This is a genomic window from Mojavia sp. (assembly GCF_059505145.1).
This window is the reverse complement of sequence record NZ_JCACKA010000085.1, coordinates 1-12,489: the sequence shown is the minus strand read 5'-3', so window position 1 is coordinate 12,489 and position 12,489 is coordinate 1. Positions and strand designations below refer to the sequence as shown.

Genomic DNA, 12,489 nt, shown 5'->3' with positions numbered 1-12,489 from the left:
TCTCAAACACAGGTGGCAATCAGATGTGTTTCGTAAGATTGGGGAAGGATTATCATTAATTAGGGTTTGTTGCAAATCAAGGTATTAGTTGTTTTACCATAACTTGCTACAGGATAAAGATTGTAGCCTTTTGAGGGATTTTGTCTAACCGCAATCCGCGATCGCATTAATATTTAACGCCGATGGTGTAACAGTTCCAATGATTCCAGGCCATTTACGTATTTACAAGCATACAGTTAGAGCCACATTACATCAATAGGAAACCTTGGGATTAGGTGGACTGAAATGAACCTTATTGAAGATGAGTAGCTGCACCTGAAACGCGACGAGCTTTCTTTACAAATTTTTGAAGATGAATATGAGCTAGCGGTAAGCGAAGCTCTGTCGTTCGCGCAGCGTCTCCGTTAAAAGAAGGCTTATCGCTCTAATTTATGCTATTGAAAATAGGGCAAAAAAGGTAATTATGTTGTTCGTTTATATTTACTCATTCCTAGTTACTTCAAATTAAATTAATTAAAAACTAGTTATTTTATGTCTGCGGTAAGATGCAATCTTAGCATTGCCAAGCTAATATAAATTTTAATTAATGCGGTGATTTTATATATATACAGTTATTGTGAGCAATCAAAGTGTTGAGTTCAATCTCAATCTTCAAAAAGAAAAATTATTTTTTGATGGCTACAAATTTAGCTGGTTTGATTGGTTATGTCTCTGGTATCCTCCAGGCTGGCTGATTTTGTTTAACCGCCACTGGCAGTACTACCATACAGATCCAGATGGTTGGAATTGGTTAGAATATATATTATTTTTGATTCCTGGTGGATTTTATCTAGCGCTGCTGATTCGTTGGTTACGTCTTGGTTGTCGTTCGCCACGAAAAGAAATTGATGAATTTGATCCAAAGTATCAACAAGCCTTTCGCTCAGAAATTCTCGCTCCCATTGTTAAATATTATTTTCATGGAGAATTGCAACAAACTGAGAATTTGCCACCAACAGGGTCATTAATTGTGGCAATGAATCATGCAGGAATGTGCTTTCCTTGGGACTTTTTAACTTTGGGTTATTTGTTAAGTAATGAACGAGGTTGGATAGTGCAACCTCTAGCAGGTGTATCCTTGTTCGATCATCCTTGGATGATTTGGTGGTTACCACCTGGATGGTCACAAGTTTTAGGTGGTGTGCGAGCAGAATTGGGCGATTTTGAAACGGCCATGCAGGAGGGGAAAACTCTCTTATATGCACCAGAGGGTTTACGCGGGCCCTTAAAAGGTTGGAAAAAACGCTATCAATTAGAAAAGTTTGATGTAAGCTTTATTCAACTGAGCCAGCACTATCAAGTTCCGATTCTCCCAGTTATTTGCATCGGTAATGAATTTTTACATCCTTGGACTAGAAACTTTAAGAAATTACAAAAAATATTCAAATTACCATTTTTGCCTTTATCGCCTTTGATGCTGGTCTTGATGCTCTTTCCTTCTATGGGAGTTTGGGCAATGCGAACTCGTCTACGATACTTTATTCAGCCCTTAGAACAGTTAAATACACAAGCACATTATGATGCTCATTCAAGCAAAATTCGTGCAACGGCTTATCAAGAGGCGCAACAATTTAGAGTAAAATTGCAAACGCAAATCAATCGGCTACTTAATAATTTTAAGCGTTAATTATTAACAGCCAATAATAATGCGCTTTCGCAGTTACCCAAAATCATACAGCAGATTGCAGAGGAGTGAGGTACAGATATCGTAAGGGCACAACGGGCGTTGTGCAACGCCACTTCTCCTTCTCCTGACGGAGACGCTACGCCGGAGGCTTTACGCTGACGCTAATGCAGTCGCTCCTTCGGGGTTCGTCAGTCGCTCATGGGGAGCCACTGCGTTATGGGGGTTCCCCCCGTTGTAGCAAGTGGCGTGGAAACCCCCAAGACCACGCTGACTCACCTGCAAAGGGAAAACGCCGCTGAGGGAAAAACCGTAAGGGCGCAGGGCTGCCCCTACCCGTGTACTTCATTTACCTGAAAAACGCTGTATGAGTTTTTTATAAAGATTGTCGTTAAATTGGACATCAAGTATTATGCAAGCTGTCTACTCTATTAGTAGAGTTACCTGTACGCAGGGGAGGAAAAAATGAGGGTTTGGCTTGCTTGCTTTTTGGTATTGTTTGCTTTGGCAGAGCTATTTGATTGGTTGCAGGAATTTACTCTGCCATTACCTATCTATATTTTGGGTGGGGCATTTTTAGCTGTTGCTTCTAACTACGACAAAATTATTGGCTCTTACTTGAGTAATACAGCTATTGAGCCATCACCTCCACAGCCTCAGTTAGAGTCGCCTACCCAATTCCCTAGCTCGATTGCTTTGACAATGGTCAATCCTGTTGAAGATGAGCAACAATCGGAAGTATAGTTTTAATTTGTGAATAAGTAAAAAGCATTGCTAATGAGAAAATTTTCATAAATATCTACTAGAGACTGGGGACAAGGGGACAAATTATTACTCAGAACTCAAAACTCAGCACTCAGCACTTTTTCCAGGCAGAAGTAAATGCTTCAATCAAGCAGGTAAATTGCTAGATTAAATAGAGCTTGGGTTAATTAGCCTTTAACCCAAAGCCCGGAATTTTAAGTTTCGGCTCTGTAACACGTAGAAAATTCAGGCTACTTCCGCAACGCCGTGATTAGTGGACTATTACAACGACTCCGAGCCGTTTTCAAAAAAGATCAGGTTACCCGTGACACTTCCTCTAACAAAAGATGGTTGCAAATTACTCTGACAACTAGTGTGGGAGTCACAGCCTTAGTATGGGGAGTGCGTGAACTCAAATTGTTGCAGTCGTGGGAGTTAAAAGTTTACGATCAAATGTTGCGATCGCCTTTGGCGCTGCGCTCCGCGCAATCGCGTCCTGTACAAGCACGTGATAATCGAATTTTGCTGGTAACAATTACTGAAGAGGATCTAGCAAAACAAAAGTGGCCGTTGTCGGATAACACAATCAATCAGCTTTTACAGAAACTAGAGTCATATAAACCTCGTGTTATTGGGCTAAATCTTTACCGACCAGAACAAAAAAATTTAGCGGCTGGTCTGCCAAGTCGCAAAAATATTATTGGCACTTGCTTATTAAGCAGCATGGGTAGGCCAGAAATTCCCCCACCGCCTAACTTCCCTATAAATAATGTAGGTTATAACGATCTAATTTCTGACAACGAGGACGATCAAATTGTTCGACGCAGTTTGTTATTTGCCCACTCTAGAGACAAGAAATGTACAACGCGATTTTCATTTGCTGCTTTAGTTGCTATTAGTTATTTAGAAAAAGAAGGTATTGAACTAGATTTTCCCGATCAACATCATTTCTCTCTGGGTAAAACGCTTTTCCCCATCCTCACAACTAATTTTGGTAGTTACCAAGGTTTAGATGCCCAAGGCTACCAAATCCTTTTAAATTATCACGATCCCAATTACCTAGCCTCGGAAGTAACTTTGACACAAGTTTTAACAGATCAAGTTAGCCCGGACAAAGTAAAAGACCGTTTGGTAATTATCGGTACTACAGCTCCCAGTATTCATCCTGGATTCTACACACCCTACAGCGCATCGCCACAGCAGCCAGCTAGAATGCCTGCTGTCTTGATTCATGCACAGATGGCAAGTCAAATCATCAGTACTGTGCTTGATCAAAGGCCCCTGATTTGGGACTGGCCTAACTGGGTTGAATTTGTATGGATATGGGTGTGGTCATTAGTGGGTGGTAGTATAGCGTGGTGGCTACGAAATCCTTTGCTATTGCTAGCAGTAGGAAGCATAACCTTAATTAGCTTGGTAGGAATCTGTACTGGTTTGTTTCTTTTTGCCGGATGGGTGCCCCTCATTCCGCCTGCCCTAACCTTGGTGATTAGTGGCATTAGTATCATGGCTTATACTACATACCAGACTCAGCAGCAAACTAAGTTAATTATTCTGCAAGTTGAAAAACAAAAAGAGGTAATTGAGCAGTTAGATATCCTCTTCAAAGAAAGTACAGTATTTGTTGATCGACATCATCACCCAGCACCTAAAATTGTGACACCAGAAAAAGTAACTGGTGATTTTATTTTGGGTGGACGCTATCAAATTTCTAAAATTCTTGGTTCCGGTGGATTTGGTTGCACTTATTTAGCAAAAGATACTCAGCGACCGGGTAATCCTATTTGTGTAGTTAAACAGTTAATGCCAGCACGCCGGGACACAAAATTTTTACAAGTTGCTAGACGTTTGTTTAATACTGAAGCTGAAATTTTACAAGTTTTGGGTAAACACGATCAAATTCCAGAATTGCTTGCTTATTTTGAAGAGAATGATGAATTTTATTTAGTTGAGGAATACATTCCTGGGCATACTCTGAATGAGGAATTACCACCTGTCGAGGGTATGCAGAACGAACTCGCTGTGCTTGATATCCTCAAAAAAGTTTTAGAAGTCTTGGAATTTGTACACGAGCATCGAGTGATTCACCGAGATATTAAACCAACTAATATTATTAGATGCTCTCAAGATAATCGACTGGTACTGATTGATTTTGGTGCAGTCAAGTTAATGCAGCCAGCCAATAGTGAGCAAACAGAATTAGAAACAGTAGCCATTGGGACGCGTGGTTATGCACCACCAGAACAATTTGCGGGTCATCCCCGGTTGTGCAGTGATATTTATGCCTTAGGAATGATTGCTATTCAAGCACTAACTGGAATACCACCACAAGAACTTCAGCCAGATCCAGAAACAGGTAATGTAATATGGCGTTCTCAAGCACAAGTCAGCGAAGAATTGGCGGCGATTTTAGATAAGATGGTGCGTTATCATTTTAGCGATCGCTATCAATCAGCCCACGCCGTTCTCCAAGATTTGAAACTTATCGCTAATTGAACGATTGGGGATTGAGGACTAGCAAGTGGGGATTGAACACCTGGGAAAAGAAGAATCGAAGGCAAAATTTAAATCTCATAAAGAAATTAGGTTTGAAGCTTTCTTTTGCCTGAAAGCCTTGTTTATACCAAGTTGCAATCAAAAGTAGCAACTGTCATTGCGAGCGAAACAAAGTGGAGCGAAGCAATCTCCGCTAACGAAAGATTACTACAACAGAACGCAACTTGGTATTAGCAACGATTATATTCAGAACTTACGCACTCAGATCCCCCAACCCCCTTAAAAAGGGGCAGCCCTGCGCCCTTGCGGGTTCCCCGACTCCCTCAGTGGCGTGGCTTTAGACGTTCCCCCTTTTTTAAGGGGGGTTAGGGGGGATCAGGATTTCCGACTTCAGTGCGTAAGTCCTAATATTTTTTCTCTAAAGAGAATGATGGAGAGCGTTAATCCTGGGTGTCAATGAAAAAGGCTCCAGCATTCCTGCCTGAGCCTCTACAAAATATAATGAATTTGCTAAACTAGGCGATTAGCTTAAACACCTAAAGTTTAGTAACGGTTACGGAAGCTGTTGTTTCCGCCGCGATTACCACCGCCAAAAGAACCTCTGTCTTCTCTGGGTTTAGCTTTATTAACTTTGAGGTCACGTCCCATCCACTCAGCACCATCAAGAGCTTCAATGGCAGCTGTTTCTTCAGCGTCTGTACCCATTTCCACAAAACCAAAGCCACGCATACGGCCTGTCTCACGGTCAGTAGGTAGTTGAACCCGCTTTACAGAACCATATTCTGCAAAAACGCCATTCAAACTCTCTTCTGTAACGTCGTAAGAAAGATTGCCTACATAAACTGACATAGATTGTCTCCGAAATCATAAATGTGTAGAGATTTAGTTTTCGGAGAAAAGTTTGCGAATACCAAAAGGAAAAAGCCTGTCAATACTAAAAACAAACGCGGTCGCCGAATTAACTCTCATTTCTAAAATAACATAGTAAGCAATTATTAAGTAAAAAGTTGGAAATATCGTTACAAAACGGAATATGAGCAATTCATAGCTAAGTATCGGGATGTTTGCACTAGTAGTTTGGGATCGGGAACGGCAAGTATTATGGTTAAGGCGCGATCGCGTTGGTAGTCGTACTCTTTACTACACTATTAGCTGTTCAGCTCGTTGGATTGCCCCGTAGATGATGGGGATGGGCTGGCTGCTGGCTTTGAACGCTGCTGCTGGTAAAAGCCGACAACTTTTTGGACATAGGCAGCAGTGAAGCCGTTGTTACAGCCTTGATAGCTGCCAGTCATCCACCAACAAGCTACTCCACGCACAGCCGCTGTTTCATTATTTTTGGTGGCGCTAAACTGCTTGTTTAACTCACGACGTGTGATGCAGGACACAACTTGGCGTGCTGTCGCAGGGCTGTTTTCAAACTGCGTCGGTGTTAGTTCTTGCTTGAGACAGAATTTCGACCAGCCTTTGAGGGTTTCTGGTTTGACTTGCCATTCACTATAAAGTCCATCGTTTGCTGATTTAGTTTGCGGTGCAGCCTGTCGCAGTGCCTCTACCATTGCCGCAACTTGGGCATCAGAAACCTGCTGTTGTGTTTGAGCCAATAATGACGACGACAACCCTAAACTGACAACTACTCCGCCAAGTAGTAATTGTATGAACTTTTGCCTCATGATTCTGGACTTATTTGAAAGACCAAAATGTAGCATACTATGTCTTTACGCAGTGATACGCACTCATTAAGGGTTTGAATCAGGGGTGTAGGGGTATGAGGGGTGTAAATATTCAAAATCTTTACACCCTTACACCCAATCTCAACAGACAACCTTTGCGCGTAAGTCCTGTTAATGTCGATTTATTTTTTACTACTGCCCAAGTTCTTTGATATTGTTCATTGCTTGTTGATACAATTCTTTGTTGCCTTGACTTTGAAAAATATCTGCTGCTTGCTGTAAGTCTTTGAGCGCTCCTGGTTTATCTCCTTGGGCTGCACGGGCATTTCCCCGGTTATTGTAGGCAGGGCCGAAGTTAGGATTGAGGCGAATGGCTTGATTGTAATCTGAGATCGCTCCTTGTAAATCTCTCCTAGCGGCACGGACATTACCTCGGTTATTGTAGGCAATGGCATATCTAGGATCAAGGCGAATTGCTTGATCGTAATCATCTAGTGCGCCATTTTGATTACCCTCAGAAGCACGAGCATTTGCCCGATTATTGTAAGCTTCGGCATAGTTGGGAGCAAGGCGAATGGCTTGATTGTAATCTGCGATCGCGCCTTTGTTATCTTTTTGGGAGGCACGGGCATTAGCCCGGCTATTGTAGGCTTCGGCATCGTTAGGATTGATCCTTAGCGCTTCGTCATAATCTGCGATCGCCTCTTGCTTGTTTCCCAAATCAAAGTAAGCTAATCCCCTAGCTTTGTAGGCGTCACTATATTGGGGATTCAGGCTAATCGCTTGCCCATAAGAAGCGATCGCGGCTTGCGAGTTGCCTTTGGCGTGCTGATTTTTTCCCTGAATATAAAATTGCATAGCTTTGGATGTTTTAGCTGGGCGGCGGCTTGGAGGAGTAACTCCAATTTCTGTTACCAATACATCGCTGTTTTTACTACAGGAAAAACTGATAATTGCAATCAATGTAGTCAACAAAGCTATACTAAATGCTCTACCCACCTCTTTCCAATCTTGTTTAAATAATTGCATTCTCATAAGTTATTTTAAACTGCTATTTCATCTAGATAAAATTAGTATCAAATTTAGTTGTTTGCTTAACTAGTGATTATTTCTAATTTCATCTTCTCTAGGTTGAATTAACAGTCTTCTATAGGTTCAGGTGAGAAGTGCGTAAATGCTACAGACATTTGCTACAACTGGATAACATCTACATCAGTTAATTTTGAGACCGAAAGGCTTCCTCAGCATAACTAAAAGTAGCTTTTTACAATAGATAATAAAGTATAAAACTTTCCTTTACTCCTGATTTATCTGTTGAATTCTCGCTTTCTAAAAGTGGCTTTTTAGGCAGCAAGGGTCTGTTGTTACCGCTTTTTATTATACTTTTTAAAACTTTTGAGATTAGCATTTTAATTTTTTTTAGCAAAATCTTCATCAATATTAAATTTTTGCTGAACGTTAATATATGCTTAACGGCATTTCTATATACAGTAATTATTTGTCAATTATGAAGCTAACTTTTTAAACGCACTGCATTAGATGCGTAGCAGCTATCCATAGGGTAAAGGGCTTATATCTAAAAAATTTATTCATGAGCAATATCACTTTCTTGGGTTTTAGGAGTCAAACGCCAAGCTTTAACTTCATCAATATCTACAGACAATTGTTCCAAGTTGTCACCTAAATCTTTTTGGAGTTTCTGAGTCAGTGTAATCGGAAAATCTAACTGAATATTTTGGGTTTCTACTAGTCTTGCTAGTTCAGAAAATGCGACTTTAACTGTTTTTCGCTCGTAACCAGTCAGCTTGCAATAGGATGTTTCAGAGACATCTTGAGTCTGCATAGCTTTTTTAATTCGCTCTTGCAGATGCTCTAATTCGGAATTTAATAGCTGACACTGCTGCTCAACTTCGATATATCTTGCACCGAGCGCTGCTAAATCTTCTTCTGCTGGATCGGGACTAGTTTTTGCCTGTAATTCTAATAAATTTAAATGTACTTGAGCAAGATATATACAGTCTAAGTAAGCGTACTCAATTTGTTCTTCGCTTAAAGGTCGCTTTCCCCAATCACTAGTTTGTTCTTGTTTATCAATATTATTGAAGGCGCAAAGTGCGGTAGCTAAAGTCTTGAGTTGATAATTAGGTAATGGCAAGAGGTAGTAGGGAATTTTCTTTGCCATTTCTAAGGTGCAAGTAATATTTTTAGCTTGCTTGTTACCTAAAAATTTTAAATCGTAACTAGCATTATGAAATACCTTTTCAATGCTAGGGTTGAGCATTATCTGTTCAATAAATTCTAATATTACATCAGGTTTTTCTAACACATCCAAAAGATAGACGCGATCGCCACTCATATCGTTGGGATTATCCAATACCTGAATCAGTGACAATTTAGGATTACGACCTTTGTAATCGGCGACTTCTGTATCGATCCACAGAGTTTGAGCGTTTGTATATTCAGCGATAATCGCATGAATTTTATTGGCATCAGTCAAGTATGGCATTGGCTAATCTTGATTACAGCAGAAAGGATAAAGAGTGCTGAGTCACCGAAGTTCAGATCGGCAGAGCATTTACCGAGTGCGAAGTACTGAGTATTTTTTACTTTACTCAACTCTCAGCCTTCAAAATTATCAGACTTTTATCATTGTGAGCGATTACCTCCGGCACTGCGCGGAGCGCAATCGCAGATAATTCTTGCAGGCATAAATTTTTATATCTCAAGCTGGATAAACAATTTGCGAGTCGCAGTCATTCTATAAATGAAACGAGCGCAAGTATTTTACTGCCCCATGCGTTACTTTGCATTAGCTACCGATTACGATGGAACCCTAGCCACAGATGGCCACGTAAATGAGAATACCTTGACAGCACTAGAACGCCTGCGGGCTTCTGGTAGAAAGCTGATTATGGTTACAGGTAGGCAGTTAGATGATTTGCAGCGTGTTTTTGAGCGAATCGATTTATTTGATTATGTGGTTGCAGAAAATGGTGCGTTGCTGTACTCACCAACTTCGGGTGAAGAAAAATTATTAGGTTCACAACCACCACAAGAGTTTATTCAAACATTGCGCGATCGCCATGTCGATCCTCTCTCTGTAGGACGAGTGATTGTGGCTACTTGGCATCCCCACGAAACCACAGTTTTGGAAACCATCCGCGACTTAGGGCTAGAATTGCAAGTCATCTTTAACAAAGATGCAGTGATGGTGCTACCTTCAGGTATTAACAAAGCAGTAGGACTGCTAGCAGTATTGGATGAAATGAAGTTATCGCCACACAACGTTGTTGGGGTTGGCGATGCCGAAAATGACCACGCCTTTCTCAGCATATGCGAGTTGTCTGTAGGAGTAGCTAATGCCTTACCGATATTGAAAGAACAGGTAGATTTTGTCACCAACGGAAATCGAGGCGATGGTGTTGTCGAATTAATTGACAAAATCATCGCAGCTGATGCGTCTGATACCGAATCAAAATGTTGTGGTTAACTCGCTAGGAGTTGCTTTACAGAATCGTCCGGTATTTTTTGCCGAACTACTGTCAGCTTTGTTGGAATTGCGATCGCAAATCTGCTAGTGAAAGTCGGGATGCAATTAAAGCAGTGATCGAGCAACGTTACACATTACCTGCTTAAATTACTAATTAAGCCGGATATTTATGCAAAGCAGTCTAACTTCATCCGAGCATCTTGAGCCAACCAAATACTTCTTCTACTGTTAATTTCAGTTCAATTTCATCTAACACTAGTAAATCATCTTTCCCTCGCCGCAGCTCTGGTTGCTGTTTTGGCTGAAACACGAGAATCGAGCGATCGCTTGGGTCAATTAGCCATCCTAACTGACAATTATGCTTCAGACAATGCAAGATATTGCCAGTAACACGGTTAGAACTCTGATCGGGAGAAAGAATTTCAATTGTCCAATCTGGAGCAACCAATACATCATCAACAGATTCGCCATTTTCATCAAAATCAATGTGTTCGTGAGTGGCGAGTTTTAGGCATTGGCTTTTGAATAATTTCACCGTCAATATACTCACTAGCAGGCTTGGTTTCTGGTAGCTTGAGAAACTCCTCTAGTGTAATTGATGAAGGTTTGGCAACAGTCATGATATTTATTGCTAAAAACTGCTTGTTCTTAGTTTAGCAGTGGTTTGCTTTCAGCCAAGAATCACACCAAAAGTCTCTCGACTGATACCTGAACATCTGAAAATGCTAATGGTATAACTGCTCCTTCCCCAATAGTTTCTTCTGAAGTGTACTGACCATTTTGGGGATATCGAAATACAATTATTTGTTTGCTAGATAAATTTAAAACCCAATATTCTTGAATATTAGCATTGGCATAAATCGCTGCTTTCAATTCTAGGTCTTTTTTCAAACTTGTCTTAGCAACTTCGACAATCCAAAAGATATCTTCCGGCCGAGGATGACGATTGTTGTAAGCAGACTCTGGTAATCGCACAATAGCAATGTCTGGTTCGGGTTCAGAGTTAGACAAAGTGATTGGCCCGTTGAAACGGACATCAGCTCTACCGAGCAATAACTCCTCTAGGTATTTTGCCCCTCGTTTTGCAGTACTGTAATGAATTGGTGTTTCTGGACTCATCTCAACAATTTCACCCGCTAGCAACTCCACACGGCGATCGCGCAGAATTCCTGCTTGAATCATACGATGATAGTCATCCACAGACCATTTAGCTAGCGTTTTCATTGCAAAATTAAATATATTTTCAACCTTGATTCAATTTTATATTGTCTGATCTAATCTCTTTATTTTGAATTTTGAATTGGTATCACTTAGCCTGCTTGCTGGTTCTCAATATAGTGACGTAAAACTGAGTTAATCAAATCTTTATACTCCCCTTGCTGTGTCCGAAACCACGCCATTACTTCTGGATCTAACTGAATCAAATTACGAGCTTGTGATGCTGGAACCCTCAAGCTAGCGTTTTCAAAAAACTCATCGTTTAGAGGTGGAATATCCGAGTAATCAATATCCTTGTCTGTCATCACCTCTAATGCAGCCTAATCAGTACGTGAGGTATTGTTCGAGTCGTTGTTGCTCATATCGGTTTGCTCTTCGTGCTGAGATAATCTTGATTATGTTTCTTAGACAGATGTGTTGGGCTGCGATGCCCCACCAAACCCTTATTCAATTTAAACATTCAATCAAAAACCTAGATCTTTAACATAATATTATTCATAGCTAATAGATAATCATAAAAACAAAGATAAATTGCTAGTATTTATAAAATAAACTTATGGTAGTATAGAATTTTTCTGCTGCTCTATTTCGTATGACAAAAGCTTGTGAACGCGCTTTAGAACCATAAGCAAGGTCAATGCAAAAACAATAACAAACCAAAAAACAATAACAGAAACAGCAGAATTAATGAAAGCATTCTGAACTAGAGCAGAAGCAGCAAGTAAATTTCCATACCGCATTTGTTGTTTTTTTGGCTGAAAGACTAAAATCGGGTGATCGCTTGGCTCATTGAAACTACAGGCTTTTTAGCCATTCTTTGGCGGCAGCTTGGCTATCAAAGTATTCCACACGAAACTTATCTGAGGTAACTCTGTTGACTACATTCTCAACAGCTACCCGATTGAAATAGAACCGCGAGTTAACCATGCCGCAGGCACGAAAGCCAGCCTCAATAGTACGGGGTAACCAGTCTTCAATTACCCATTGCTGATCGTCAGCCGCAATAATTGGTAGATGGGTTGTATCAGCGACAACTTTACCAACATTTTTATCGATAAGCAGTTGTAATACGTTTTCACTAATCAGCCGGAATTGAGTACTCGTTCCATATGCGTGCCATTCCATAATGATGCATGGGACATTTGAGTCATACGGCGTTGCATAATAGAGGGATGAGTTGAGGTTGTCTACTGTGCAATGTCCAT

Annotated in this window: 12 protein-coding genes and 1 pseudogene; 5 read left to right on the top strand and 8 right to left on the bottom strand. The window is 40.7% G+C overall.

The genetic code is table 11. From position 1 onward, the window contains the following. Positions 1–616 precede the first annotated feature (616 nt). The 3 genes from AC5JL8_RS25005 (at position 617) to AC5JL8_RS24995 (ending at position 4,903) form a co-directional block, all read left to right on the top strand. Positions 617–1,666 (top strand): 1-acyl-sn-glycerol-3-phosphate acyltransferase, encoded by a 1,050-nt coding sequence (locus tag AC5JL8_RS25005; protein ID WP_495882376.1) that lies wholly within the window; start codon positions 617–619, stop codon positions 1,664–1,666. A gap of 462 nt (positions 1,667–2,128) precedes the next feature. After that, positions 2,129–2,407 (top strand): hypothetical protein, encoded by a 279-nt coding sequence (locus tag AC5JL8_RS25000; RefSeq protein WP_495882375.1) that lies wholly within the window; start codon positions 2,129–2,131, stop codon positions 2,405–2,407. 267 nt (positions 2,408–2,674) lie between these two features. Continuing rightward, the gene (locus AC5JL8_RS24995) at positions 2,675–4,903 is read left to right on the top strand and encodes a CHASE2 domain-containing protein (protein ID WP_495882374.1); all 2,229 of its coding nucleotides are present in this window, start codon (positions 2,675–2,677) and stop codon (positions 4,901–4,903) included. Between the two features lie 543 nt (positions 4,904–5,446). Here AC5JL8_RS24995 and rbp read toward each other — a convergent pair. After that, positions 5,447–5,752 (bottom strand): RNA-binding regulator, encoded by a 306-nt coding sequence (gene rbp / locus AC5JL8_RS24990; protein ID WP_495882373.1) that lies wholly within the window; start codon positions 5,750–5,752, stop codon positions 5,447–5,449. Positions 5,753–5,963: 211 nt separating this feature from the next. Between rbp and AC5JL8_RS24985 the strand changes: the two genes are divergently transcribed. Continuing rightward, the gene (locus AC5JL8_RS24985; RefSeq protein WP_495882372.1) at positions 5,964–6,083 is read left to right on the top strand and encodes a hypothetical protein; all 120 of its coding nucleotides are present in this window, start codon (positions 5,964–5,966) and stop codon (positions 6,081–6,083) included. Here the strand turns inward: AC5JL8_RS24985 and AC5JL8_RS24980 are convergent. From AC5JL8_RS24980 to AC5JL8_RS24970, 3 genes are all read right to left on the bottom strand, one after another. After that, positions 6,052–6,576: a hypothetical protein gene (locus tag AC5JL8_RS24980; protein ID WP_495882371.1), complete on the bottom strand. Its 525-nt coding sequence runs from the start codon at positions 6,574–6,576 to the stop codon at positions 6,052–6,054. The genes AC5JL8_RS24985 and AC5JL8_RS24980 overlap by 32 nt on opposite strands. A gap of 192 nt (positions 6,577–6,768) precedes the next feature. Further along, a complete protein-coding gene (locus tag AC5JL8_RS24975; RefSeq protein ID WP_495882370.1) occupies positions 6,769–7,611 on the bottom strand; it encodes a tetratricopeptide repeat protein in 843 nt (280 codons plus the stop codon). A 550-nt stretch (positions 7,612–8,161) separates the two neighbouring features. Further along, complete coding sequence (locus AC5JL8_RS24970; RefSeq protein WP_495882369.1) at positions 8,162–9,082, bottom strand: ribonuclease D; 921 nt, start codon at positions 9,080–9,082, stop codon at positions 8,162–8,164. 258 nt (positions 9,083–9,340) lie between these two features. Here AC5JL8_RS24970 and AC5JL8_RS24965 point away from each other — a divergent pair, with 258 nt between their 5' ends. Then, on the top strand, positions 9,341–10,066 hold the full coding sequence (locus AC5JL8_RS24965; RefSeq protein WP_495882368.1) for an HAD family hydrolase: 726 nt from the start codon (positions 9,341–9,343) through the stop codon (positions 10,064–10,066). Between the two features lie 187 nt (positions 10,067–10,253). Here the strand turns inward: AC5JL8_RS24965 and AC5JL8_RS24960 are convergent. The 4 genes and pseudogenes from AC5JL8_RS24960 to AC5JL8_RS24945 all read right to left on the bottom strand — a co-directional run. Next, a pseudogene (locus AC5JL8_RS24960) lies at positions 10,254–10,686 on the bottom strand (Uma2 family endonuclease). Positions 10,687–10,747: 61 nt separating this feature from the next. After that, positions 10,748–11,290, bottom strand: a complete 543-nt coding sequence (locus tag AC5JL8_RS24955; RefSeq protein ID WP_495882367.1) for a Uma2 family endonuclease — start codon at positions 11,288–11,290, stop codon at positions 10,748–10,750. Positions 11,291–11,376: 86 nt separating this feature from the next. Next, on the bottom strand, positions 11,377–11,589 hold the full coding sequence (locus tag AC5JL8_RS24950; RefSeq protein WP_495882366.1) for a BrnA antitoxin family protein: 213 nt from the start codon (positions 11,587–11,589) through the stop codon (positions 11,377–11,379). Between the two features lie 490 nt (positions 11,590–12,079). Next, on the bottom strand, positions 12,080–12,489 hold a 410-nt coding region (locus tag AC5JL8_RS24945; protein WP_495882365.1), incomplete at its 5' end, for a hypothetical protein.

What these genes read in the sequence shown, in the direction of transcription:
- AC5JL8_RS24950 (WP_495882366.1), bottom strand. Translation starts at nt 11,589, where the DNA reads ATGACAGACAAGGATATTGATTACTCGGATATTCCACCTCTAAACGAT.
- AC5JL8_RS25000 (WP_495882375.1), top strand. Translation starts at nt 2,129, where the DNA reads ATGAGGGTTTGGCTTGCTTGCTTTTTGGTATTGTTTGCTTTGGCAGAG.
- AC5JL8_RS24965 (WP_495882368.1), top strand. Translation starts at nt 9,341, where the DNA reads ATGAAACGAGCGCAAGTATTTTACTGCCCCATGCGTTACTTTGCATTA.
- AC5JL8_RS24985 (WP_495882372.1), top strand. Translation starts at nt 5,964, where the DNA reads ATGTTTGCACTAGTAGTTTGGGATCGGGAACGGCAAGTATTATGGTTA.
- AC5JL8_RS24980 (WP_495882371.1), bottom strand. Translation starts at nt 6,576, where the DNA reads ATGAGGCAAAAGTTCATACAATTACTACTTGGCGGAGTAGTTGTCAGT.
- rbp (WP_495882373.1), bottom strand. Translation starts at nt 5,752, where the DNA reads ATGTCAGTTTATGTAGGCAATCTTTCTTACGACGTTACAGAAGAGAGT.
- AC5JL8_RS24970 (WP_495882369.1), bottom strand. Translation starts at nt 9,082, where the DNA reads ATGCCATACTTGACTGATGCCAATAAAATTCATGCGATTATCGCTGAA.
- AC5JL8_RS24955 (WP_495882367.1), bottom strand. Translation starts at nt 11,290, where the DNA reads ATGAAAACGCTAGCTAAATGGTCTGTGGATGACTATCATCGTATGATT.
- AC5JL8_RS24975 (WP_495882370.1), bottom strand. Translation starts at nt 7,611, where the DNA reads ATGAGAATGCAATTATTTAAACAAGATTGGAAAGAGGTGGGTAGAGCA.